Consider the following 22,764-nt stretch of genomic DNA (forward strand, 5'->3'; position numbering starts at 1 on the left):
GCGGGCGGCCTACGGCCTGCCGTAGGCCGCCACCATGATCTTCTCGGCGGTCCGGTTCATGTCCTGGCCCTTGGCGTCGGTGGAGTTGACGCTGTAGACGAGGGTGCGCGAGCCGTTGCGGGTGGAGGCGATGGCGGCGTTGTACCCCCAGCGTCCGCCCGTCTTGCCCCAGACCTCGCGCCCGCCCAGCACCTTCATGGACAGTCCGACGGAGTAGGCGGCCGGCTTCCCGGTCCTGAAGTCGGTCACCTCGGGCAGCGTGAACATCTCCTCCAGCAGTGGCCCCCGCACGATCCGCCCCCGGAACAGGGCGCGGGTGAACGTCTCCAGGTCCGCGGTGGTCGAGACGATGTCCCCGGCCGCCCAGCCGTCCGTCGTCCCCCACACGGCGACGTCCCGCAGGCCCGTCGTGCCGTCGTCGAGCCGCATCGTCTGGTAGCCGTGGTTGTGCGGCCCGGTGATGCGCGGGTTCGCCCCCGGGAAGGAGGTGTCCCGCAGCCGCAGCGGCCCGAGCACCCGCCGGGCGACCTGACGCTCGTAGGAGTCGTGGGTGACGCGCTCGATGAGCAGACCGGCGACGGTGTAGCCGATGTTGAGGTAATGCTGCCGCTCACCCGGCGCGAACTCGGGCGTCTTCGACGTCGCCGAGCGGACCATGTCCCGGGGGTCGTACACCCGGAAGCGGTTGCCGTACGCCTCCTCGACGGTGGTGCCGGGGAAGTCCGGGGCGGGGATGCCGTGCGTGTGGTCGAGGAGCTGCCGGACGGTGACGCCCTTGTACGCCGCCGGGATCAGGTCCGGCAGATAGGAGCGGGCGCTGCGGTCCAGGTCCAGGCGTCCCTCCTCGGCCAGTTGCAGGGCGACCGCGGCGGTGAAGACCTTGGTGACGGACCCGGCGCGGAACCGGGCGGCGGGATCTGCGGGCCGGCCGCTCCGCAGGTCGTGGACGCCCGAACTGCCGTGCCAGGTACCCTTCTTGCCGCCGACCCGCACGAGAGCGGCGGTGGCGTCGGCGCCGGGGAGGCCTGCGATGGCGGCTTCGAGGGCGGCGTTCGGGGACTGCCCGGTGGTGGAGGGCGCGGCCGGCGGCGCGGCCGGGGCGGAGGCGGCGGCCGGGAGCACGGACGGCCCCGCGGTGATGCCCGCGACGAGCAGGGCGGCGGTCAGCAGGCCGGTACGGGTCTTCATGACGAACTCCGGTGATAAGGAGGGGCGTTGGGTGACGTCCTCATCCTCCGGAGCCGCGCCGCCGTGCGGATCGCCCTCGCCGGTGGTCCTGCGGGGTCACTTCCTCGCCGACGCGGGGGAGGGGCCGGCCCGGTCCGCTCCCCCGGGCGGGGGACCTCCGGCGGCGACGAGTCCGGTCTCGTAGGCGCAGATCACGGCCTGGATCCGGTCCCTGAGGCCCAGCTTGGCGAGCACGTTGCCGACATGCGTCTTGACGGTGTGATCGCTGACCACCAGCTCGGCGGCGATCTCGGCGTTCGACAGGCCCCGCGCGAGCAGCAGCAGCGTCTCGCGCTCCCGGGCGGTCAGGACGTCCAGCCGGGGATCGGGCCGGCGGGACCGGGCGGCGGGGCGGGTGTACTGCTCCACCAGACGCCGGGCGACGGAGGGGGCGAGCAGCGAGTCGCCCCGGGCGACGACCCGCACGGCGTGCACGAGGTCGTCCCGGCGGACGTCCTTGAGCAGGAAGCCGCTCGCGCCCGCGTGCAGCGCCTCGTACACGTACTCGTCGGAGTCGAAGGTCGTCAGCATCACCGTCCGGCAGTCGCCCGCGGAGCTGATCGCCCGGCAGGCCTCGATGCCGTCCACGCGGGGCATCCGGATGTCGAGCAGCGCCACATCGGGCGCGTGCCGCCGCACCGCCTCGACGGCCTCGCCGCCGTCACCCGCCTCGGCGACGACCTCGATGTCCGGCTGCACGTCCAGGATCATCGCGAAGCCGCTGCGCACGAGTTCCTGGTCGTCGGCGACCACGACCCGGATCGTCACGCCCTCACCTCCGCCGCCGCGGGGAGGGGAATCCGCACCCGCACCTCGAACCCGCGCCCGCCAGCGCCCGGCCCGGCGACCGCGCCGCCCCCGTGGGCCGCGGCCCGCTCCCGGATCCCGACGAGCCCGTGCCCGCCCCGACGGGGCACGGCGTGCGACCCCCGCCCGTCATCGCTCACGGTGACCTCCAACTCGACTGCTGTGTACGTCACGTGAACCCGCACAGTCTGTGCGTCCGCATGCTTGAGGGTATTGGTCAGGGCCTCCTGCACCACCCGGAAGACGGTGGCCCCCACGCCCTCGGGGACGGGCCGGACGTCCCCCACGGCCCGGTACGTCACGTCGAGCCCGCTCCCGCGCACCCGGTCGAGCAGTCCGGGCAGTGCGGCGAGCCCTGGCTGCGGCTCGCGCGGGGCCGTGCCGTCGCTCGCGGCGCCGTCGTCCCGCAACACCCCCAGCATGTGCCGGAGCTGCGCCATGGCGTCCCGGCCGGCCGCGGAGATGGCGTCGAAGGCCGCCTCGGCCCGCTCGGGCGCGGCACGCACCGCCACCGGTCCGGCCTCGGCCTGCACGATCATCAGGCTGACGGCGTGGGAGAGGATGTCGTGCATCTCCCGCGCGATCCGGGCCCGTTCGCGCGCCGCGGCCTGCTCGGCCTCGACGCGGTGGGCCCGCTGCCGGGCGTCGGTGAGCCGCCCGAACACGTAGGCGGCGGCGAACACGAAGAGGGAGAAGGTCAGTTCGCGCGCCGACCGGGTGTTGAGCCACACTCCCACCGGCACGGCGACCAGCAGCACCAGCCCGGTGACGAGCCGTTCGCGCGCGGCCGACAGCGCGGCGACGGTGTAGACGACGACCAGCCCGGTGTACGGCAGCGGCTGTCCGGGCCCGTCGACGGTCAGCCGGTACAGCAGGTTCGCGGCCAGCACCGCGAACAGCACGGCGACGGGAGCGTGCCTGCGCCAGACCAGCGGCAGCACGGTGAGCGTGCTCATCCCGTACGCGGCCCAGGTCGCCGGCGGCAGCCCGGGTGCGCGCGGCACCAGGAACGGCATGGTCATGGCGCTCTGGACGAGCAGAGCGACGCCGATGTCGGCCAGGAGCGGATGGTTCGCCGCGAGCACCCGCCCCCGCTCGAACCACCCGCGCAGTTCCCCGCGTATGCCCATGGCGACGAACGCCCCCCGTCTCGTGCGGCCCGATTGCCGAAACGGTAACGGGGCCGGCCGACTCAGGCGCCGGGTGCGCGGAAGGAGACCTGCCGGCGGGCGGCCTCGTCGATCTCGTCGAGGGTGAGCAAGGGGGTGGCCCGGGTCTGCAGGGCGCCGCTGGCCTTGACGGTGAGACTGGCGGCGGCCATGGAGACGCTGTCGGGGAGCTCGACGATCATGACGAGGTCGTCCGCCCCGAAGGCGAAGTACATGGCCTCGACCCGCCCGCCGAGCCCGGAGACGACCTGCTCGACGGCGGCCCGCCGCCCACTCGCGCCTTCGCTGAGCAGCCCCTTGGTGCCGTCGGGTGTGTAGGAGGCCTGGATGAGGAACTTGGGCATGCGGCAGGCCTTCCCGAGGCGGTCCCGGCGGTCACGCGGGGACGGCCGTATTCACTCGTTGGCGCACGCGAACCACCTCTCCTTCGACGTCTCCGTCCCTGGGCGTCGGCCGGATGGTGCGGCCGCAGCGGCTAGGGTGAACGCCGTGGAGCTCCTGCACCTGCGCTACTTCCTCGCCGTCGCCCAAGAGCTGAACTTCTCCACCGCGGCCCGCAAACTGCACATGGCGGCCTCCCCGTTGAGCCGGCGGATCAAGGACCTCGAGAACGAGGTCGGGCACCGGCTGTTCGACCGGGACACCCACCACGTGCGCCTCACCCCGGCCGGCAACGCGCTGGTGCCGATCGCGCGCGGGGTGCTGGAGCAGGTCGACTCCATCCGGTGGCGGCTGGACGAGACGGCCCGGCCGCGGCGGACCACCCTGCTGCTCGGCGTTCCCAGTGGCGTCCATCCCGACCTGCGGGAACGGATGGACGCCCTCGCCGAGCGGGTCGGCGACCGGTTCGAGATCAAACGCTGGCCCGGCGGCACCGACCGGCTCGTCGACGCGGTGTGCGACGGCAGGCTGGCGCTGACCCTGGCCCGGCTCCCGGCCGGCGGCGACCCGGCGCTGGAGCAGATGCCGGTGATGTCGGAGCGGCTCGGCGCGGTCGTGCCCCGGGACCGGTTCGCTGGACGCGAGTCCGTCGCCCTCGCGGAACTGGCCGAGCTCGCCTACGCGGGCTCCCCGACGGCCGTGACCAACGCCTACTTCCGCGGCCTCGACCAGCAGCTCGCCGAACTCGGCATCAAGAAGCGGGTCCAGCTGGGCAGCGCCACCTTCGACGGGGTCTCCGAAATAGTCTCCAGCGGTCTGGCGTTCTCCATTTCCATGCTGGATTCCAGAAGTCCGGTGCAGAATTACCGTCTCGACAATGTCGTCGTCCTGCCCTTCTCCGACTTCCACCCCCGTCTGGAGACCGGTCTAATCTGGCGCAAGGACCGGGCGCACGGCGGTGACCTGGAAGAAGTCGTGGCAGCGGCCCGCGAAGTGTTCGCCGAACCGCTCCACTCATAATCACCTGAAAATCTTCACGAAAAGCGGTATGACCACTGCGGTCATACCGCTTTTCGTTATTCGGTCATTCCATCAGGCCTCATTTGCTTTCGTTCTCCGTGTGCATCGCGCTAACTTAGTTGTCAGATACACACACATGGCGAACCGAGGAGTGAAGAAAACCGATGACGGACATCACCGACACCGTCGCCGGCCCGCTGGAGGGCGTCCGCGTGATCGACCTCTCGACCGTGGTGATGGGCCCCTACGCCGCCCAGATCCTCGGCGACCTGGGCGCCGACGTGATCAAGATCGAGTCGCCGTCCGACACCGTGCGCACCGGCCACTACCGCACGACCCCGGGCATGACCCCGCTGAACCTCAACGTCAACCGCAACAAGCGCAGCGTGTCCCTCAACCTCAAGGACGACACCGACCGCGAGCGCGCCCTGCGGCTGATCGACACCGCGGACGTGCTGATCACCAACATGCGCCCCGGCGCCCTGCACCGCCTCGGCCTCTCCCACGACGACATCGCCGCCCGCAACCCCGGCCTCGTCTACGCCCACGCCCAGGGCTTCCGCAGCGACTCGGACCGGGCCGGCAACGCCGCCTACGACGAGACCGTGCAGGCCGCCTCCGGCCTGGTCGACATCGCCGACCGGGCGCTCGGCGAGCCCGTCTACCTGCCGACCATCATCGGCGACAAGGTCTCCTCCCTGACCATCGCCTACAGCGTGCTGGCAGCCCTGCTGCACCGGAACAAGACCGGCCAGGGCCAGCTCGTCGAGATCCCGATGACGGACACCCTGATCGCCTTCAACCTGGTCGAGCACCTCGCGGGCCACACCCACGTGCCCGAGACCGGCCCCACCGGCTTCGCGCTGTCCATGCTGAAGGGCCACAAGGCGGTGCGCACCAAGGACGGCCTGGCCTGCGTCATGCCGTACAACCCGCAGAACTACCGGGACTTCCTCACCGCCGCCGGACGCCCGGACCTCGCCGAGGACCCGCGGGTCAACGGCGACGCCATCGACAGCGCCGACCACGAGGACCTGGCCGCGCTCCTGGAGACGTGCGCCCCGGCCCTCACCACCGAGGAGTGGGCGGAGGTGTGCGCCAAGCACAGCATCCCGATGGCGCCCGTGCTGGAGCTCGACCGCGCGCACGACGACCCCTACGTCCGCGACGGCCACCTGCTCGACACCGTCGAGCACCCGACCGAGGGCACGGTCCGCACCATCGGCATCCCGCTGCGCTTCTCCGCCACCCCCGGCTCGATCCGCCGCCTCGCACCGGTCGCGGGCCAGGACACCGAGGACGTCCTCGCCGAACTCGACGCCACCGCCCGCTGATTGCCACAGGAGGACAGTCATGAGCACCCCCACACCTCCCGTCGTGCGCACCGAACGCATCGGCTCCGCCCTGCTGATCACCCTCGACCGGCCCGAGGCCCGCAACGCCGTGAACGCGGCGACCGCCACCGCCCTGGCCGCCGCACTCGACGCACTGGAGGCCGACCCCACGCTGCGGGCCGGCGTCCTGACCGGCGAGGGCGGCACGTTCAGTGCCGGCATGGACCTCAAGGCCGCCCTGCGCGGTGAATCGCCCGAGGTCGAGGGCCGCGGCTTCGGCGGCCTGACGGAGGCCCGGCCGGACAAGCCCCTCATCGCCGCCGTGGAGGGCTTCGCCATGGGCGGCGGCTTCGAACTGGCCCTGGCCTGCGACCTGATCGTCGCCGCCGAGGACGCCCGGTTCGGCCTCCCCGAGGTCAAGCGCGGCCTGATCGCCGCGGGCGGCGGTGTGATCCGGCTGCCCCAGCGCATCCCGCACCACCTCGCGATGGAACTGCTGCTCACCGGCGAGCCCGTCGACGGCCGCCGGGCCGGCGAACTGGGCCTGGCCAACCGGGTCACCGCCACGGGGCAGGCCGTCGCCGAGGCGCTCCGGCTGGCCGAACGGGTCGCGGAGAACGCCCCGCTCGCGCTGGCGGCCGTCAAGCGCGTCGTCCGCGCCGCCGGCGGAGCGTCCGACGAGGAGGCCTTCGCGTTCCAACGCGAGGAGATGAAGACCCTGATGGCCTCGGACGACGTCCGCGAGGGCATGACCGCCTTCGCCGAGCGCCGCCCGGCGCGGTGGACGGGGCGGTGAGTCGGGCATGAGGACCGAGGACGTACGACAGCACCTCACCACCCCGCTCACCAGCCCGGCGTTCGCGCCGACGGTCCCGAGGTTCACGGACCGCGAGTACCTCAACGTCGTCTACCGCACCGACCCCGAGGCGCTGCGGGCCGTCGTCCCCGAACCGCTGCGGGTCGAGGAGCCGCTGGTCCGGTTCGAGGTCATGAAGATGGGCGACGTCAGCGGCTACGGCCCCTACACCGAGGCCGGCCAGGCGATCCAGGTCGGCTTCGAGGGGGAGCGGGGCGAGTACCTGCACGCGATGTACCTCGACAACTTCCCGGCGACCGCCTCCGGCCGCGAGGTCGCCGCCTACCCGAAGGTCATGGGCTCCCCGGCGCTGTACGCCGACTCCGGCGCGCTCGTCGGCACCCTCGAGCACGGCAGCCTGCGGGTCGCCACCGCGACCATGGGCTACAAGCACCACGAGCTGGACCGGCGCGAGGCCGAGGAACAGATCGGCGTGCCGACGTACATGCTCAAGACGATCCCCGGCTACGACGGCATGCCGCGTGTGCAGGAACTCGTCCGCACCCGCATCACCGACCTCACCGTCAAGGAGGCCTGGACCGGCCCCGCCCGGCTCCAGCTGTTCCAGCACGTGCTGGCCCCGCTGGCCGACCTGCCGGTGCTGGAGGTCGTCTCCGCCAGCCACATCCTCACCGACCTGACGCTGTCGGGCGTCGAGCCGGTCCACGACTACCTGAAGGGGGTCGCGTCATGACCCGCCCCTTCCGTGCGGCCGCCGTCATCGGCGCCGGGACCATCGGACTGTCCTGGACGGCCCTGTTCGCCGCGCACGGCCTGACCGTCCGGGTCAGCGACCCGCGTGAGGACCTCGCCGAGGCCGTCACCGAGGCCCTGGAGCAGTACGCGCCGCACCTGGCCGCCCGGGGCCTGGACGTGACCGCTCTCGCCGACCGCGTGCACATCGCCGCCGACGTCACCGAGGCCGTCCGGGACGCGGACGTCGTCCAGGAGAACGGCCCCGAACGGGCCGAGTTCAAGAAGGACCTGTTCGCGACCCTCGCCCGCGAGGCCCCGGCCCACGCGCTGCTGCTCAGCTCGTCCTCGGCGATCCCGTCGACCGCGTTCACGGGGGAGCTGGCGGACGAGGACGCCGCCCGTGTCCTCATCGGCCACCCCTTCAACCCGCCGCACCTGGTCCCGCTGGTCGAGGTCGTGCCCGGCGAACGCACCGGCGAGGACGCCGTCCAGGCCGCGCTGGACTTCTACACCTCGGTCGGCCGCACCCCGGTCGTCGAGCGCAAGGAGATCCCCGGCTTCGTCGGCAACCGCCTGCAGAACGCGCTCGCCCGCGAGGCGGTGTACCTCGTCGACCAGGGCGTGGTCACCCCCGAGGACCTCGACAAGGTCGTGACCAACTCGCTGGGCCTGCGCTGGGCCACGGTCGGGCCGTTCCTCGGCTCGCACCTGGGCGGCGGGCCGGGCGGATACCGGCACCTGGTCGCGCACATCGGGGCGTCGATGCAGCAGACGGGAGCGGGCGGCGGCACCCCGCCGCTGACCGGGGAACGACAGGAACGGCTCATCGAAGCCGTCGAAAAGGCCTACGGCTCCTCCACGTACTCGGAACTCACCGAGACGCGCGACCGCAGGCAACTCGCTGTCCTGGCCGCCCTGGACAGCACCGAGAAGGAGGAGAACTGAGATGACCACCCCCATGGAGCTCCTGGAGGACCTGCCGGCCGCCGACTTCTACGGCTACGAGTCGCTGCTGCCGGACGACGAGCGCAAGATCCTGCTCAAGGCCCGCACCCTCATGCGCGACGAGGTCAAGCCGCTGGTCAACGACAACTGGGCCAAGGGCGAGTTCCCGAAGGAGCTCATCACCCTGTTCCGCGACAGCGGCCTGGCCGGCCTGCCCTACGAGGGGTACGGCGAGCACAAGGCGGCCGTGAGCAACCTCCTGTCCGGCATGCTCGCCATGGAGATGACCCGCACCGACGCCTCCGTCTCGACCTTCTTCGGCGTCCACAACGGCCTGGCCATGTACTCCGTCCACTCCGGCGGCGACCAGGAGCAGCGCGACCGCTGGCTCCCGGCGATGGCCGCGATGGACAGGATCGGCGCGTTCGCCATGACCGAGCCCCTCGGCGGCTCCGACGTCGCGGGCGGCATGCGCACCACCGCCGAGCGCGAGGGCGACACCTGGGTCCTGAACGGCGCCAAGAAGTGGATCGGCAACGCCACCTTCGCCGACTACGTCGTGGTGTGGGCCCGGGACGTCGACGACAACCACGTCAAGGGATTCGTCGTCGAGAAGGACACGCCCGGCTTCGACCCGGTGAAGATCCAGAACAAGCTCGCCTTCCGGATCGTGGAGAACGCCGAGATCACCCTGACCGACGTCCGGGTCCCCGAGGCGAACCGCCTGCAGAACATCAACTCCTTCCGGGACGTCGCCGAGATCCTGCGCGCGACCCGCGCGGGGGTCGCATGGCAGGCCCTCGGCGTCATGGCAGGTGCCTACGAACTCGCCCTGGACTACGCCCGGGAGCGCCGCCAGTTCGGCCGTCCGATCGGCGGCTTCCAGCTCGTGCAGGACCTGCTGGTCAAGAGCCTCGGCAACATCACCGCGTCCTGGGGGATGCTGGTGCAGCTCGCCAGGCTTCAGGACGCCGGGATCTTCCGGGACGAACACTCCTCCCTGGCCAAGGCGTTCGTCACCTCCCGGATGCGGGAGGTCGTGGCCTGGAGCCGGGAGATCTTCGGCGGCAACGGCATCCTGCTGGACCACGACATCGCCCGCTTCTTCGCCGACGCGGAGGCGATCTACTCCTTCGAGGGCACCCGCGAGATGAACACGCTGATCGTCGGCAAGTCGATCACCGGTGAGAGCGCCTTCGTCTGACGTGCGGGCGCGAGCGCCTTCGGTGGTCGTCGGCGCATCTCAGGACGAACCAACCCCGGGTCTCCACCCGGGGTTTCGTTCTGCGTGGCCGGCAAATTGCGTGGCCGGACCGGCCCTCGGTTGCGTACGGTCGGCGCGATGAGCAGGAGACGTTACGTGGCCAGGGGCGTGCCCGGTGGCTACCGCATCTGGGACAACCGCGGGCGCCGCTGGTGGGGCGACTTCTACGAGTTGTGCCCCGACGACCTCCTGACCGAGCTCAACGGCCGGGCCGACCAGACGCGGATCACGGCACTGATGAAGCGCTACCGGGCGCAGAAGCGCTAGGTCCCGCCCTCACTGAGCGACGAGCTTCTCGAAGAAGAACTCGTGCTTGAGGAACGACGTGGCGTGCTCCGCCCCCGGATACGGCGGCACGAGCGGGGCCGCCTGAAAGAGCCGCCAGCCGTCCTCCAGGGCGCCGACCCCCGTCTCGTACGGGGGTTCGTCGCTGTCGCCGGTCGTCGGACGGGTCGAGCCCGTGCCGTCGTAGCGGGCCCAGCCGACGACCTTGGAGTCGAGGGCCGAGGTGTCGAGGTAGAGGACGAGGACCTGCTGCCGGGTGCTGGTCATGCGGTGCTCCTCGGAGAGACGGGCGCTGCGGGCCGGTTGGTGATGCGGGTGGCCCAGTGGTCGACGTCGAAGCCGGGGTCGCCGGACAGGGCGCGCCACAGCAGGATCCGGTTGTGGATCTCCAGCCGGGCGGTGGCCTGCTCGTACCAGGGGAACGTGCGCCGCAACTCCTCGCGCACACCGGGCGAGCCGGCGTCCCGTGTGTCCCACAGCCGCACCTGGGGCACGGTCGGGTTGAAGCGGATCTTGTACATGCGGCGGACGGTGTCGCTGTCGTTGCGCCGCCCGCCGTGCCAGATGCCGTGGTGCAGCAGGAGCACGGTGCCGGCCGGGCAGGTCAGCCGGGTCTGGCCGCGCAGGTTCTGGTAGCGGCCGGTGTCGGACTCATTGGTGCGGCGCAGATGACTGCCCGGGACGACGAGTGTGCCGCCCATCCCGGCGGTCACCTCCTGCGGGTAGTACATGAGCTGCACGTCGAAGGCGTCGGCCCGCACGTCGATGAGGGCGTCGGCGTGCAACGGCTGCGCACTGCCCTCATGCGGCAGGCGGGTGTGCACGAAGTGGTGGTCGACGGCCGGATCCGGACCCACCAGGCTCTCCAGCGCGCCCGCCACAGCGGGCAGTTCGAGGAGCCGCCGGGCGAAGGAACCCTCGGGGAAGGCCTTCGGCACGGGCGTGCCGTAGGGCACGTCGGGCAGTGGCCCGGCCGCGAAGACACCGAGCGCCTCCTCGTTCATCTCCCGGGGCACGACGCCGTCCAGGCGCAGGAAACCGTGGGCCGTGAACCGCGCCACCTCGACGGAGCTCAACAGCTGTTGTGTGGTCGGCATGACGCAACCGTAGGAGCGCGGAAGCCCGTAGTCGTGGGGCGTAATCAGCAACCACTGGTAATTTTCCACCATGCCGACCTTCGTGGAACTCCCCCTCGATCTGCCGCCCGACCGGGTGCACGCGGGCGTGGGCGTGCACGGCTCCGCCGGCCCGCACGAGGTCTTCCGCCTCCCGCACCTCTGGCAGCTCCACCTCTACGGCTACTCCGGCACCCTGGAGTCCGGCGGCGCGCGGCACCCGATCCGTCCCGGGCACCTCAGCCTCGTCCCGCCCGGCACGGAGGTGCACTTCCATTACGGCGCCGCGCGCTGCGAACACCTCTACGCCCACTTCCGGCTGCCGGGCGACGGGGAGCGGCGCCGCGTCCCGGTGATGCAGGACGCCGGCCCGGAGGCGGCGGTGCTGAGTGCGTTGCTGCGCCAGACGATCGCCGCGGGCGCGCAGTCCCCGGCCCGTGCCGCCGCGGAACTGTGGACGGTGCTGTGGCGCACGACCGGCTTGGCGGAGGCCACCGAGGCGCCCTTTGGGGCCCGGCATCCGGCGGTGCGGGCGGCCATGGCGCACATCGAGGAGCACCTGGCCGACCCGCTGAGCGTCCCCGGGATCGCCCGGGCCGCCGGGGTGTCCCACACGCACCTGACCCGGCTGTTCCGCGAGGACACCGGGCACACGGTCGTCGGCTACGTACGGCGGCGCCGCATGGAACGCGCCCGCCATCTGCTCATCGCCTCGACCCTGGCGATCCCGGCCGTCGCGGCGACGGTCGGGATCCCCGACCTCCAGGCCTTCAACAAGACCTGCCGCAAGGAGCTCGGCGCGTCGCCGCGTGCCGTGCGGCAGGCCGCGGGCGCAGAGGCGTCAGCAGCCCGTCGCCGCGATCTCTCGGGGCCCGGTGAGCGGCTCTTGGGCTGACTCCCTCAGAACTTCCGTGCGATCAAGGGATGTTGGCGTGCGCTAGGATTCTTTACCGAGCCATTACGCTCGGTTGAGCGTGTGAGGGGGGCGGGACATGGGGCGAGTGGTGCCCGTCCGCGTCCACAACGCCGCCCGTGACGGCGTTCCTGATACCGACCGCGCGGTGTGAGCGTTCTCCCCGCCCTCTGACGCGTGACGCATGACGCCCGACGCCTGAAGTCCGAGGCCGGGCGCGGCACGCGCACCCCGGCCGACGACGGCCGCAGCGGAGCACACCGCCGACGCCGCAGCACCTCCTGACCCCACCCCCGGCCGTCCGGGCGCGGGGTCATGCCCCCTCTCTTCTCCCGCTCACCGAGCCGTACCGCCGGGCCCTCGCGCCCACTGGCACAGACGCCGCAGACCCGATCAACGGAGGTCAGACGCCCGTGCACGACACCACCGCCATGCTCATCGAACTCGGGGCGATCATCCTCGCCCTGGGGCTCCTCGGACGCCTCGCCGGACGGGTGGGCTTCTCGCCCATCCCCCTGTACCTGCTGGCCGGACTCGCCTTCGGGCAGGGCGGCATCCTGCCGCTGCAGGCCAGCGAGGAGTTCGTCGCCACCGGAGCCGAGATAGGCGTCATACTCCTGCTGCTCCTGCTCGGCCTGGAGTACAGCGCCTCCGAACTCGTCACCACGCTGAAGACCCAATACCCCTCCGGCGCCGTCGACTTCGTGCTCAACGCCGTGCCGGGAGCCGCGATGGCCTTCCTGCTCGGCTGGGGGCCGGTGGCCGCCGTCGCCCTGGCCGGCGTCACCTGGATCTCCTCGTCCGGGGTCATCGCGAAGGTACTGGGCGACCTGCGGCGGCTCGGCAACCGCGAGACACCGGTCGTCCTCGGTGTGCTGGTCCTGGAGGACCTGGCCATGGCGGTCTACCTGCCGATCCTCACCGCCCTGCTGGCCGGGGTGAGCCTCGCGGGCGGCGCGGTCACGCTGCTGATCTCGCTGGGCACCGTGGGCGCCGTCCTCTACGTGGCGCTGCGGCACGGCCGCCTCGTGAGCCGTGCCGTGTCGTCGGACAGCGCCGAGATGCTGTTGCTGGCCGTCCTCGGTCTGACCCTTCTCGTCGCGGGTCTCGCCCAGCAGTTGCACGTCTCCGCCGCCGTCGGCGCGTTCCTGGTCGGCATCGCCCTGTCCGGCGAGGTCGCGGAGGGCGCCAGCAGTCTCCTCACCCCACTGCGGGACCTGTTCGCCGCGGTGTTCTTCGTCTTCTTCGGCCTGCACACCGACCCGGCCGCCATCCCGCCCGTGCTGCTGCCCGCGCTGGCCCTGGCCACCGTCACCACCCTGACGAAGATCGCCACGGGCTACTGGGCCGCCCGCCGCGCCGGGATCTCGCCCCGGGGCCGCTGGCGCGCGGGCGGCACGCTCGTCGCACGCGGTGAGTTCTCCATCGTCATCGCGGGCCTCGCCGTCGGCGCCGAGCCCCGCATCGGGCCCCTGGCCACCGCCTACGTCCTGATCCTGGTCGTCCTCGGCCCCCTCGCGGCCCGCTGGACGGAACCCCTGGCACACCGCCTCCCCCGCCGCGCGGCCCACCGCACACCGGCCGCCGCCCAGCCGCCCAAGGAGGCGGCGCCCGCGCACCGTTGACCTGCCGAGCGGGGGATTCCCGGGCGGCGGCCACGGTGCACGGCCGCCGCCCGCCGGGCACGTCCGGCCGGGCGCGCGGCCCACGCTCCGGCAGCAGCGCCTGGCCGGCGACGACGATGACCCGCCGGCCGGCCGGCGGGCGCCGGCGGCGCTGTGCCGCCCGAGGCACCGCATCCCGTCCGCCGACTGCCGTCCGCCGACCCGCCTGCCGTCTGCCGATCCGCCTGCCGATCGCCGTCCGCCGTCCCGTCCGCCGCCTGCCGATCGCCGACCGGTTGCCGTCCGCCGACCCGCCTGCCGTCCGCCGTCCCGCCTGCCGATCGCCGTCCGCCGCCTGCCGATCGCCGACCGGCTGCCGTCCGCCGACCGGCTGCCGTCCGCCGACCCGCCTGCCGATCGCCGTCCGCCGTGCCGTCCGCCGCCTGCCGATCGCCGACCGCCTGCCGATCGCCGACCGCCTGCCGATCGCCGACCGCCTGCCGATCGCCGACCGGCTGCCGTCCGCCGACCCGCCTGCTGATCGCCGTCCCGTCCGCCGCCTGCCGATCGCCGACCGGCTGCCGTCCGCCAACCCGCCTGCCGTCCGCCGACCAGCCTGCCGTCCGCCGACTGCCGTCCGTCGTCCACCCCGCCGAGCTGCCCGAGGAGGCGCGGCCGTCCCATCGTCGGGACGCTGTCGCGCCCCGGCCAGAGACCTTGGACGCCCGGCGTGGCTGTCCGGATTGGCTGTTTCCCCGGCCTGGGCTTGCTGGCACTCTGGCGAGCACCCCGGGAGCCGGTGGGGGAGACCAGGGGAGAATTCCGTCCAGGAGGACCGGAAGGAAGCGCCAGCATGATCGAGTGGATGCCCCTGGGCACCGGAGCCAGACCCGTACCGCAGCCCGTGGCCACGCCGCTGGTCTGGGCCGGGGCCGGCGGCGGCGCACTGGTGCTGGTGGCGCTGCTCAACACCGTGGTGGGACCCGACCGGCCGGAACTGGCCCTGCCCGCGTTGTCCCTGCTCGCCGCCCTGCTGGGCCTGTGCGCACGCTTCACGGCCGCCCCCGGGACGGCCCTGCTGTGCTGGCTGTTCCTCAACGGCTTCGCCATACCGCCCGCCGGCGCCCTCACCTGGGCCGGGCACCGCGACACCACCTGGCTGGCCTGCCTGCTCACCGCCGCCCTCATCGGCACGGCCCTGGCCCGTGTCCTCCACGCCCGCGCCGCCTACCGCCGCCTGGCCCCCGGCCGGGCCCGGCCCGACACCGCGACCGGCGACGGACCGTACGATTCCTGAACGTAGGGCCGCGCGAACCGAAGGGGCGTCATACGTGGGGCGGTTACTCGTCATCGGCGGCGGAGCAGCCGGCACCGCGGCGGCGCTCGCCCTGCACAAGCCCGGGTTCGACGTCGCCGTGTACGAGGCGCATCCGGACGCGGCGGAGGACATCGGCGCGTTCCTCACCCTGGCGAGCAACGGCATGCGCGCCCTCGCCCAGATCGACGCCACCGCCGCGGTCACCGCCCTGGGCTTTCCGCTGACCGGGATGCGGATGCTCGACGGCTCCGGCACCCAGAGGGCGGCCAGGACCCTCGGGGAAGCGGAGGACCCGGCCCTGCGCTACCGGTGTCTGCGGCGCGGCGACCTCAACACCGCGCTCCAGGCCGAGGCGGCCCGCAGGGGCATCCCCGTCCGGCACGGCGCCCGGCTCGTCTCCGTCGACGAATCCTCCGACTCCGTCACCGCGCACTTCGCCGACGGCGCCACCGCGACCGCCGACCTGCTCATCGGTGCCGACGGCCTGAACTCCACCGTCCGTCGTTCGATCGCCCCCACCGCCCGGCCCCGGTACGCGGGCGAGCGGGTCTTCTACGGCCGCACCACCGACGCCCCCCGCCTCGGAGCGACCGACGTCATCACCTTCATCCGCGGTACGTCCGTCGCCTTCGGCCACACAACGTCCCCCGAGGGCGAGACCTACTGGTTCGCCCGCGTCGCCGGCGACCCCCTGACCTCCGAGGAGATCGCGCGGGGCACAGCGGCCCGCCACCGCGACCTCCTCGTCCCGCTCCTGCGCGAGGACGCCACCCCCGCCGCCGGCATCGTCGCGGCCACGGCCGACGACATCCTGGTCACCAACGCCACGGAACTGCCCAGGGGAATGCCCTGGCGCTCCGCTCGCTGTCTGCTCATCGGCGACGCGGCCCACGCGGCCTCCCCGGCCACCGGTCAGGGAGCCTCCATGGCGTTGGAGGACGCCGTCGTCCTGGCCAAGGCCCTGCGCGACGCACCGGACCACGCCACCGCCCTGACCACCTACGAGAACCTCCGCCGCCCCCGCGTGGAGCACAACATCACCGTCAGCGGCGGCATCTCCCGCGGCACCCACACCCGCCCGGCCGCACCGGCGCCCCGCCCCGGCGACGAGGAACTGATCGCACAGTTGGAGTGGGACGGCCGTTGATCCGCACGCGGTGGGGCAGGGTGTCGCAGGAGGTCAGCCGGCGACAGCCGTGACGGTGACCGGGATGTTGCCGCGCGTGGCCTTGGAGTAGGGGCAGATCCGATGGGCCGCGGCACCCAGTTCCGCGGCTGTCTCCTGGTCGACGCCGCCGAGTTCGAGGCTCAGCACGGCGGCCAGTCCGAACTCGCCGTCGTCACCGTGGTGGAGGGTGATCTCGGCGTTGACGGCGGTGCTCGCCAGTGCGACCTTCCGCTCGGCGGCGGCGCGGCGCACGGCCCCGAGGAAACAGGCCGCCCAGCCCGCCGCGAACAGCTGCTCGGGGTTGGTGGCGCCACCGGCACCGCCCAGCTCCTTCGGTATGGCCAGCGTGGTCTCCAGAAGCCCGTCATCGGACCGCACGCTGCCGCCGTTGCGGCCCTCTCCGTCGACCCTCACGACGGCGGTGTAGCTGACTGCCATGTCTGTGCTCCCATTCGTCACTGGTTCAAGCGGTGACGGAATGGTGCCAGCACTTCTCATCTCCCGTCAATAAGCGGCTTGGGGGCTACTGGCCGACATGGCGTCACCTGTTTGACGGGTGACGATCCGCATGCAACAGTCAGGCCTCACACCAGCCGGTGCACGTCACACCACGGAGGTCCGAGTGATCAACAGGCGTAGTTTCGGCAAGGCCCTGGGAGTGGGCGCGGGAGCGGCGGCCGTAGGACTGGCCGGGCCCGGGAGCGCGCCCGGCGCGGCGGCCGTACCGGCCACGATCCCGGCATCCGGCCCCGCCCCCCGCACCGGTCCGCACACCACGTTTCCGCGGATCAAGCAGATCAAGGCCGGTGTCCTGGACGTCGGCTACACCGAACTGGGCCCCGCCCACGGCCCCGTGGTCATCTGCCTGCACGGCTGGCCGTACGACATCCACAGCTACGTCGACGTCGCCCCGCTGCTCGCCGAGCGGGGGTACCGGGTGATCGTGCCGTACCTGCGCGGCCACGGCACGACGCGCTTCCTGTCCGACCGGACGCTCCGCAACGCGCAGCAGTCGGCGATCGCCATGGACCTCATCGCGCTGATGGACGCCCTGAAGATCCACCGGGCCGTGCTGGCCGGCTTCGACTGGGGCTCACGCACCGCCGACATCGTCGCCGCGCTCCGGCCCGAACGCTGCAAGGCGCTGGTGTCGGTGAGCGGCTACCTGGTCACCAATCGGGAAGCCAACCTCAAGCCGCTGGCGCCCAGGGCCGAACTCGCCTGGTGGTACCAGTACTACTTCTCCACCGAGCGGGGCCGGCTCGCCATGGAGGACAAGACGCTGCGCCACGACCTGACACGGCTCGTCTGGGACACGGTCTCCCCGACCTGGGACTTCGACGACGCCACCTTCGAGCGCACCGCGGCGGCCTTCGACAACCCCGACTACGCGGCCATCGTGGTCCACAACTACCGCTGGCGGCTGAGTCTCGCCGACGGGGAGCGCCGTTACGACGGCCTGGAGAAGCTGCTCGCCGCCCGCCCCACGATCGGGGTTCCGACCGTCACGCTCGACGCCGAGCGGGACCCCTTCACCGCTCCGGGAGGCGGCACCTCGTACCGGGACAGGTTCACCGGCCCCTACGAGCACCGCGCCCTGCCGGGCATCGGTCACAACGTGCCCCAGGAGGCCCCCGCCGCCTTCGCGCAGGCCGTCGTCGACGCCGATCGCCTCTGAGGCTTGCCGAGGGGATGGTCACCGGTCAGAATGGTGACGTGAACCTCGATCATGTCTTCGTCTGCGGAAACCCGGCACTGGACTTCGCCGCCACGCTCCGGGCCCGCCGTTCGGTGCGCTTCGAGATGTTCGTGACGCCGGACCGGCTGAACGCCTGGTACGTGGAGTCCGGCCTGGTCGACGCGGTCTCCCCGGGCCAGGAGGCCGACGTCGAGCGGGCGAGGGCCGTACGGGAGGCGGTCTACCGGCTCGTCACCGCCCGCCGGCTCGGGGAGGAGTACGACGGGGCGGCGCTGACCGTCGTGAACAACGCCGCCCGTACACCACCCGCCGTGCCCCAGCTCACCCCGTCGGGGCGCTGGACGCAGGCGACGCCGGACGAGGCCCTCTCCCTGGTGGCGCGGCACGCCGTCGAGCTCCTGAGCGGCCCGGACGTGCCCCTGCTCAAGGAGTGCGAGAACCCGGAGTGCACCCGCACCTACATCGACCGCTCGCGGGGGATGCGGCGTCAGTGGTGCGGGATGGACTCCTGCGGCAACAAGATCAAGGCCGCCGCGTACCGCGCCCGCAAGAGGACCGCGACGGAGGCTAGCCGCCGACGTACCAGCTGAAGCCGCCGTTGCTGCTGGCTATGGCCAGGAGCACGAGCCACAGCACCACGTCGACGATGCCGAGGATGATGCCGGCCTTCGCCATTCCGGCACCGTTCTTGACCGACGCCTGCCGGCGGGCGACGGCGCCGAAGATGATGGCCAGCGGGCCCAGGATGATGTTCAGGAAGAACAGGCCGATGATGCCGCAGCACAGGCTCGCGATCGCCAGGCCGTTGGTGCGCGAACCGGAGGACGCGGCAGAGGAACCGCCGTAACTAGCCATGGATAACTCCCAGTTGTCGATGGCACGGACCGAACGGGCCGCACTCTCCTCACTTTCGACTTGTTTTGTTCGAATGCCCCTCAGGGCCGTTCCCATGACAACCAATTCGGGGGAGTGTCACGTCAGTTCTCGTGCACCAGCCCGGCGACGTGTGCGGTGACCATGTCGAGGACGCCCGTCCAGGCCGAGTCGTCGCCGAGCACGAGGTGGTTGAGCGTCAGGCCGTCGGTCATGGCGGCCAGGTAGCGGGCCAGGACGGGGACGGGCACGCGCAGACGCAGCCCCATGGCCTGCCGCAGCTGGTCGATGAGCTCGGTGTACGTCTCGGCGTACAACTCGTACTGACGGCGCGCCAGATGTTCGAAACCGGGCTGTCGCAGGGCGTACTGCGTGAGTTCGTAGGTGAGCATGTGCTCGTCGGGGTGGGCCCGGACGTGGTCCCAGTACGCCTGGAAACCCGCCCGGACCGTCTCCTCGAGGGTGGCTCTCGGCCGGATGGCCTCCTTCACCACCGTCACGTAGTGCCCGGTGATGGTGGTGATCACCGACTCGATCAGCTGCTGCTTGGAGTCGAAGCAGTAGTGGAAGACGCTCAGCGAGACACCCGCCTCGGCGGCGATGGACCGGGTCGTCGTCCTGGGGACGCCGTCCCGGGCCATCGCCCTGATCGCCGCTTCGGTGAGCTGTCGCCGCCGCTCGGCGGACGGCAACCGTGGCATGGAGCCCCTCTCGTGGGTGTCAGCCGCTGTGGACGCCGACTTCGTGGAGGGAGTAGCCCCAGCCGGTGCCGCGCTCCAGCCCGTGGACGCGGACGTACCGGGCCGGTGTGCCGGCGAACCGCGCGGTGTCCAGCCCGCCGTCACCGGCGGTCGTGGACCAGGCGGTCCGCCAGTTCACGCCGTCGGCGGACAGCTCGATCCGGTACGACTTCGCGTACGCGCGCTCCCAGTCGAGGGTGACCCGCCCGACGGTCCGCGCCGAGCCGAGGTCGACCTGGTACCACTGGTCGTCGCTCCAGTCGCTGGCCCAGCGGGTGCCGCGGTCGCCGTCGACGGCCCGGTGGGGTTTGTAACTCGTGAACAGGCTCCACTCCGAGGAACTGGCCGAAGTGGCGGCTCCGGCCGCGAGGTTGGTGCCGGCCTCGTGGTGCTCGGAGGCCGCCCAGGTGCCGAGGTAGGACTCCGCGCCCCGGAACAGGTCGTCGACCGTGTCCTGGCCGCCGACCCGGCGGATGTCCTCGATCCAGTCCGGGACGAGGCCGTAGTGGGCGGCGCCGTCGGTGTTCAGGTCCCAGGTGCGCTCGCCGGTGGTCTGCCGGTCGATGACCGAGCCGCCGTCGACGCTCTTGAACGGGTAGGTGACCTTGTTGGGCGCGTCCGCCCCGCGCGGCCCCGGCCAGCCGCCGACGCCGTTCATGTCGGTGCCGTAGCCGTAGCCCACGCCGTACTTGTCGCGCAGGGCCTCGGTGCGCTTCGCCTCCGCGACGAAGCCCTCGGAGCCGTGCATGTACTGGGCGATGAAGCCGCCGAGGCCGTAGACCCGCTCGGTCCAGTCCATGTCCATCCAGCTGTGCGAGGAGAGCACGCCGGGGTAGGACTCGGACTCGAAGATGTCGAGCACCCGGCCGGTGGCCTTGACGCTCATGTGGTCGATCTCCAGCATCATGCCGCGCTTCATCATGCCGCGGACGGCGTACTCGCCGAGATCGGTGAGCCCCCGCACGTTGCACTGGGCGTCGGCGCTGTACGACGGGACCTCCTCGCCCGCCGGCAGCTTCTTCTCGGCCGCGGGCGCCGCCGCGTTGCCGATGGGGTTGTCGTGCTGCGGGCCCTTGCACGTCTCGGTCTTCCAGTAGGTGCCGGTCGACAGGAACTGCCCGACGTTGATGGCCGTTCCGAGCGAGCCCGAGTCGAAGCGCACCCCGCACAGGGCGTTGTCGAACTTGTGGCACAGGAACATGCTGCGCACGCCCAGCGCGTGCAGCTCGTCCAGGCCCTTGTCGATGTCCGCCCTGCTGCACTGCGCGATGTCCAGGACCTGCTTGCAGCCGAACGGCTCGGAGGTCTCGACCCCCATGACCACCGCCAGCTTGCCCTGCTCGATGACCTTGCGGGCCTGCGCGCTGTCGGTGACGACCCGGAACCAGCCCTTGCCGGGCCCGCCGTACATCGTGTCGACGTAGGCCTGCATGTCGTACGTCAGCTTGGCCTGCAGCCGGATGGACGTCATCTCGTCGCAGGAGCGGTCCTTGAAGAAGTACACCGAGCAGATCACGCCGTTGGTGACGAGGTCGTTGACCAGCACCCGCTGCCCGCCGCGCCAGGCCCGCTCGATCCAGGCGTAGTAGTTCTGCTGGTGGGTCAGCGAGTCGTGCCGCGGCCAGTCCTTGAAGGTGGGCCAGCCGTTCGGGTCGTGCTTGCCGTCCCCGCCGTTGGTGATGAAGTCGAAGATCGCGAGCGAGCCGTCGGGGTAGTGCTCCGGACAGTCCTTGAGCGCGTCGGCCACGCCCTGCTCGGAGAACGCCTTGCCGCAGATCAGACGGCCGCCGAAGGCCTCGTTGGAGAAGATGTGGTCGTGCGCGTCGACGAACCCGCGCACCCGGCCCTTGGCGTCGGCGCCGGTGAAGGGCTCGCCCGTGACGTTGATCCGGGAGTCCGGCGCGGGCCGTGCGGTCGGGTCCCACCAGTCGTTCCCGGCCGCGGCACTCGGGGTGGGGCCGAGCGCGATCGACAGCACGAGCAGGAGCAGCGACACAACGGTGACGTTCTTGCGTCTGCGGTACGGGCGTCCGGAACTGATCACAGCCCACGTCCCTCGGTCGGCGGGTCGCGCGGGGTCTTGTCATGACCTCGCAAAGTGTGCGACGAGAATCGCCACTACCGCTTGATGAGTCAAGAGTCCGGGACGGTTGACCTGATGGCGCGATCCGCCCCGGGCGGGTCGCGCGGACCGGGGCAACAACGAACCCCAGGTCGCCGACCCGGGGTTTCAGGGAGCGGGTGACGGGCCCCGCCTGCCGTCGCGCGATCAGCTCGAAGCGGGAGCGGAGCCGCCGGAGGCTCCGTGCGCGGCACGGTACTCGGCGTTGATGCGCTGGGCTTCCTCGAGCTGGTCTTCGAGGATGACGATGCGGCAGGCGGCCTCGATCGGGGTCCCCCGGTCGACGAGTTCGCGGGCGCGCGCGGCGATCCGCAGCTGGTAGCGCGAGTACCGGCGGTGTCCGCCCTCCGAGCGCAGTGGCGTGATCAGCCGGGCCTCACCGATGGCTCGCAGGAAGCCGGGAGTGGTGCCGAGCATCTCGGCGGCCCGGCCCATGGTGTAGGCCGGGTAGTCGTCGTCGTCCAGACGATCACTGAGCGGGGTATCTGCTGGCATGTCACCTCGTAGTACAACGCGTCGAGGGGCCCTGGTGCCGTACGGCACCAGGGCCCCGAAGGAAATTCAACACCATCTGTCGGCCCTTATGGGGCGCCGACCTTCTGTTTCCGCTACCCGGCCCGGCTGCGGGAGGGGTAGCGGGGATCGCGGCTGCGTGACCGGGGACCACCATCCAATCCGGGGTCTTGCGGTACCCGGACCGAGAGCTTCCCGGCCGGGCGATCCTGATGGCGTCTGCTCCTCCGTCCTTCCTCGGTTCTCGTCTTTCCATGTCTACGAGAAGAAGAGTAACCACGACGGTGAGCAATGTCTACCCTGGCAAAGATAGATTTTGGAGCCCGGCGGATGCAGGCATCCTGTGGCGTCCGATCGGGTGGCGACATGGCAATGGGGCCCTGCCGACGCGCGTCGGCAGGGCCCCACTGGGTCCGTGATGGCGGTGACCCGCCCGTGTCTCACCCCTCCGGGAGGTCCCGCAGCCTTACACGGTCCGTGTAGGTGGGGGCGTTCCGCTGAACGGTGAGCCGGGCCAGGGTGACCAGACCCGTGCTCTGGTCGTCCCCGTCGCACAGGACGAGGTGGTCGACCTGCGCACCGGCCATGAGGGACAGCGCCACCTCGACCGTCATGTCGTCACGGATCCGAGGTGCGTGGGCCATGGTGTGGTACTGCGTGCGGGCCGGCGTCATGGGTGTCTCCTGCCGAGAGGGGAGGGCGAGTGGGCGCGGAG

Annotated in this window: 25 protein-coding genes; 13 read left to right on the forward strand and 12 right to left on the reverse strand. The window is 71.7% G+C overall.

From position 1 onward, the window contains the following. Positions 1–9 precede the first annotated feature (9 nt). From IE153_RS27220 to IE153_RS27235, 4 genes are all read right to left on the reverse strand, one after another. A complete protein-coding gene (locus IE153_RS27220) occupies positions 10–1,188 on the reverse strand; it encodes a serine hydrolase domain-containing protein (protein ID WP_189592438.1) in 1,179 nt (392 codons plus the stop codon). Between the two features lie 96 nt (positions 1,189–1,284). Beyond that, positions 1,285–1,995, reverse strand: a complete 711-nt coding sequence (locus IE153_RS27225; protein ID WP_189592439.1) for a response regulator — start codon at positions 1,993–1,995, stop codon at positions 1,285–1,287. Continuing rightward, complete coding sequence (locus IE153_RS27230; RefSeq protein WP_189592440.1) at positions 1,992–3,164, reverse strand: sensor histidine kinase; 1,173 nt, start codon at positions 3,162–3,164, stop codon at positions 1,992–1,994. Before IE153_RS27230 ends, IE153_RS27225 begins: the two co-directional genes overlap by 4 nt. 62 nt (positions 3,165–3,226) lie before the next feature. Continuing rightward, positions 3,227–3,547 (reverse strand): GYD domain-containing protein, encoded by a 321-nt coding sequence (locus IE153_RS27235; RefSeq protein WP_189592441.1) that lies wholly within the window; start codon positions 3,545–3,547, stop codon positions 3,227–3,229. Between the two features lie 145 nt (positions 3,548–3,692). Between IE153_RS27235 and IE153_RS27240 the strand changes: the two genes are divergently transcribed. From IE153_RS27240 to IE153_RS27270, 7 genes are all read left to right on the forward strand, one after another. After that, the gene (locus IE153_RS27240) at positions 3,693–4,604 is read left to right on the forward strand and encodes a LysR family transcriptional regulator (RefSeq protein WP_189592442.1); all 912 of its coding nucleotides are present in this window, start codon (positions 3,693–3,695) and stop codon (positions 4,602–4,604) included. Positions 4,605–4,768: 164 nt separating this feature from the next. After that, positions 4,769–5,938 carry a CaiB/BaiF CoA transferase family protein gene (locus IE153_RS27245; protein WP_189592443.1) on the forward strand — a complete coding sequence of 390 codons (1,170 nt, stop codon included), beginning with the start codon at positions 4,769–4,771 and terminating at the stop codon, positions 5,936–5,938. A 19-nt stretch (positions 5,939–5,957) separates the two neighbouring features. After that, positions 5,958–6,734: a crotonase/enoyl-CoA hydratase family protein gene (locus IE153_RS27250; RefSeq protein WP_189592444.1), complete on the forward strand. Its 777-nt coding sequence runs from the start codon at positions 5,958–5,960 to the stop codon at positions 6,732–6,734. 7 nt (positions 6,735–6,741) lie between these two features. Further along, positions 6,742–7,488 carry an acetoacetate decarboxylase gene (locus IE153_RS27255; RefSeq protein WP_189592445.1) on the forward strand — a complete coding sequence of 249 codons (747 nt, stop codon included), beginning with the start codon at positions 6,742–6,744 and terminating at the stop codon, positions 7,486–7,488. After that, entirely contained in the window at positions 7,485–8,435 is a 951-nt protein-coding gene (locus tag IE153_RS27260) for a 3-hydroxyacyl-CoA dehydrogenase NAD-binding domain-containing protein (protein WP_189592446.1), read from the forward strand. Before IE153_RS27255 ends, IE153_RS27260 begins: the two co-directional genes overlap by 4 nt. Before the next feature lies 1 nt (position 8,436). After that, complete coding sequence (locus IE153_RS27265) at positions 8,437–9,639, forward strand: acyl-CoA dehydrogenase family protein (RefSeq protein WP_229829194.1); 1,203 nt, start codon at positions 8,437–8,439, stop codon at positions 9,637–9,639. A 138-nt stretch (positions 9,640–9,777) separates the two neighbouring features. Then, positions 9,778–9,966 (forward strand): hypothetical protein, encoded by a 189-nt coding sequence (locus tag IE153_RS27270; protein WP_189592447.1) that lies wholly within the window; start codon positions 9,778–9,780, stop codon positions 9,964–9,966. A gap of 9 nt (positions 9,967–9,975) precedes the next feature. Here IE153_RS27270 and IE153_RS27275 read toward each other — a convergent pair whose 3' ends face one another. Both IE153_RS27275 and IE153_RS27280 read right to left on the reverse strand, forming a co-directional pair. After that, entirely contained in the window at positions 9,976–10,251 is a 276-nt protein-coding gene (locus IE153_RS27275; protein WP_031105436.1) for a hypothetical protein, read from the reverse strand. Then, positions 10,248–11,081, reverse strand: a complete 834-nt coding sequence (locus IE153_RS27280; RefSeq protein ID WP_189592448.1) for a phytanoyl-CoA dioxygenase family protein — start codon at positions 11,079–11,081, stop codon at positions 10,248–10,250. Before IE153_RS27280 ends, IE153_RS27275 begins: the two co-directional genes overlap by 4 nt. A 70-nt stretch (positions 11,082–11,151) precedes the next feature. Between IE153_RS27280 and IE153_RS27285 the strand changes: the two genes are divergently transcribed. The 4 genes from IE153_RS27285 (at position 11,152) to IE153_RS27300 (ending at position 16,081) form a co-directional block, all read left to right on the forward strand. After that, positions 11,152–11,994: an AraC family transcriptional regulator gene (locus IE153_RS27285; RefSeq protein WP_189592449.1), complete on the forward strand. Its 843-nt coding sequence runs from the start codon at positions 11,152–11,154 to the stop codon at positions 11,992–11,994. Positions 11,995–12,425: 431 nt separating this feature from the next. Continuing rightward, the gene (locus IE153_RS27290; protein WP_189592450.1) at positions 12,426–13,637 is read left to right on the forward strand and encodes a cation:proton antiporter; all 1,212 of its coding nucleotides are present in this window, start codon (positions 12,426–12,428) and stop codon (positions 13,635–13,637) included. A gap of 832 nt (positions 13,638–14,469) precedes the next feature. Beyond that, positions 14,470–14,913 carry a hypothetical protein gene (locus IE153_RS27295; protein ID WP_189592451.1) on the forward strand — a complete coding sequence of 148 codons (444 nt, stop codon included), beginning with the start codon at positions 14,470–14,472 and terminating at the stop codon, positions 14,911–14,913. 34 nt (positions 14,914–14,947) lie between these two features. Continuing rightward, positions 14,948–16,081, forward strand: coding sequence for an FAD-dependent monooxygenase (locus IE153_RS27300; protein WP_189592452.1), 1,134 nt, complete (start codon positions 14,948–14,950; stop codon positions 16,079–16,081). A 33-nt stretch (positions 16,082–16,114) separates the two neighbouring features. On the opposite strand, the gene IE153_RS27305 is transcribed toward IE153_RS27300, so the two are convergent. After that, positions 16,115–16,540 (reverse strand): organic hydroperoxide resistance protein, encoded by a 426-nt coding sequence (locus IE153_RS27305; RefSeq protein ID WP_189592453.1) that lies wholly within the window; start codon positions 16,538–16,540, stop codon positions 16,115–16,117. Positions 16,541–16,724: 184 nt separating this feature from the next. On the opposite strand from IE153_RS27305, the gene IE153_RS27310 reads away from it, so the two are divergent. Together IE153_RS27310 and IE153_RS27315 are read left to right on the forward strand one after the other, a co-directional pair. Then, on the forward strand, positions 16,725–17,780 hold the full coding sequence (locus IE153_RS27310) for an alpha/beta fold hydrolase (protein WP_189592454.1): 1,056 nt from the start codon (positions 16,725–16,727) through the stop codon (positions 17,778–17,780). A 38-nt stretch (positions 17,781–17,818) separates the two neighbouring features. After that, complete coding sequence (locus IE153_RS27315) at positions 17,819–18,391, forward strand: CGNR zinc finger domain-containing protein (protein WP_031109361.1); 573 nt, start codon at positions 17,819–17,821, stop codon at positions 18,389–18,391. Here IE153_RS27315 and IE153_RS27320 read toward each other — a convergent pair. From IE153_RS27320 to IE153_RS27340, 5 genes are all read right to left on the reverse strand, one after another. Continuing rightward, positions 18,369–18,656: a DUF4190 domain-containing protein gene (locus IE153_RS27320; protein ID WP_031109362.1), complete on the reverse strand. Its 288-nt coding sequence runs from the start codon at positions 18,654–18,656 to the stop codon at positions 18,369–18,371. The genes IE153_RS27315 and IE153_RS27320 overlap by 23 nt on opposite strands. Before the next feature lie 122 nt (positions 18,657–18,778). Next, positions 18,779–19,375 carry a TetR/AcrR family transcriptional regulator gene (locus IE153_RS27325; protein WP_189592455.1) on the reverse strand — a complete coding sequence of 199 codons (597 nt, stop codon included), beginning with the start codon at positions 19,373–19,375 and terminating at the stop codon, positions 18,779–18,781. A gap of 19 nt (positions 19,376–19,394) precedes the next feature. Next, positions 19,395–21,458, reverse strand: a complete 2,064-nt coding sequence (locus IE153_RS27330; RefSeq protein ID WP_189592456.1) for a discoidin domain-containing protein — start codon at positions 21,456–21,458, stop codon at positions 19,395–19,397. 225 nt (positions 21,459–21,683) lie between these two features. After that, positions 21,684–22,031: a helix-turn-helix domain-containing protein gene (locus IE153_RS27335; protein ID WP_031109366.1), complete on the reverse strand. Its 348-nt coding sequence runs from the start codon at positions 22,029–22,031 to the stop codon at positions 21,684–21,686. 458 nt (positions 22,032–22,489) lie between these two features. Further along, entirely contained in the window at positions 22,490–22,723 is a 234-nt protein-coding gene (locus IE153_RS27340; RefSeq protein WP_031109367.1) for a CBS domain-containing protein, read from the reverse strand. Positions 22,724–22,764: the final 41 nt, after the last annotated feature.

The sequence above is a fragment of the Streptomyces massasporeus genome (assembly GCF_014648995.1).
Classification (GTDB): domain Bacteria; phylum Actinomycetota; class Actinomycetes; order Streptomycetales; family Streptomycetaceae; genus Streptomyces; species Streptomyces massasporeus.

Coding starts and splice junctions, on each gene's coding strand:
- IE153_RS27335 (WP_031109366.1), bottom strand. CDS start 22,031: ATGCCAGCAGATACCCCGCTCAGTGATCGTCTGGACGACGACGACTAC.
- IE153_RS27295 (WP_189592451.1), top strand. CDS start 14,470: ATGATCGAGTGGATGCCCCTGGGCACCGGAGCCAGACCCGTACCGCAG.
- IE153_RS27340 (WP_031109367.1), bottom strand. CDS start 22,723: ATGACGCCGGCCCGCACGCAGTACCACACCATGGCCCACGCACCTCGG.
- IE153_RS27280 (WP_189592448.1), bottom strand. CDS start 11,081: ATGCCGACCACACAACAGCTGTTGAGCTCCGTCGAGGTGGCGCGGTTC.
- IE153_RS27255 (WP_189592445.1), top strand. CDS start 6,742: ATGAGGACCGAGGACGTACGACAGCACCTCACCACCCCGCTCACCAGC.
- IE153_RS27265 (WP_229829194.1), top strand. CDS start 8,437: ATGACCACCCCCATGGAGCTCCTGGAGGACCTGCCGGCCGCCGACTTC.
- IE153_RS27275 (WP_031105436.1), bottom strand. CDS start 10,251: ATGACCAGCACCCGGCAGCAGGTCCTCGTCCTCTACCTCGACACCTCG.
- IE153_RS27285 (WP_189592449.1), top strand. CDS start 11,152: ATGCCGACCTTCGTGGAACTCCCCCTCGATCTGCCGCCCGACCGGGTG.
- IE153_RS27260 (WP_189592446.1), top strand. CDS start 7,485: ATGACCCGCCCCTTCCGTGCGGCCGCCGTCATCGGCGCCGGGACCATC.
- IE153_RS27250 (WP_189592444.1), top strand. CDS start 5,958: ATGAGCACCCCCACACCTCCCGTCGTGCGCACCGAACGCATCGGCTCC.
- IE153_RS27320 (WP_031109362.1), bottom strand. CDS start 18,656: ATGGCTAGTTACGGCGGTTCCTCTGCCGCGTCCTCCGGTTCGCGCACC.
- IE153_RS27220 (WP_189592438.1), bottom strand. CDS start 1,188: ATGAAGACCCGTACCGGCCTGCTGACCGCCGCCCTGCTCGTCGCGGGC.
- IE153_RS27235 (WP_189592441.1), bottom strand. CDS start 3,547: ATGCCCAAGTTCCTCATCCAGGCCTCCTACACACCCGACGGCACCAAG.
- IE153_RS27325 (WP_189592455.1), bottom strand. CDS start 19,375: ATGCCACGGTTGCCGTCCGCCGAGCGGCGGCGACAGCTCACCGAAGCG.
- IE153_RS27305 (WP_189592453.1), bottom strand. CDS start 16,540: ATGGCAGTCAGCTACACCGCCGTCGTGAGGGTCGACGGAGAGGGCCGC.
- IE153_RS27230 (WP_189592440.1), bottom strand. CDS start 3,164: ATGGGCATACGCGGGGAACTGCGCGGGTGGTTCGAGCGGGGGCGGGTG.
- IE153_RS27245 (WP_189592443.1), top strand. CDS start 4,769: ATGACGGACATCACCGACACCGTCGCCGGCCCGCTGGAGGGCGTCCGC.
- IE153_RS27270 (WP_189592447.1), top strand. CDS start 9,778: ATGAGCAGGAGACGTTACGTGGCCAGGGGCGTGCCCGGTGGCTACCGC.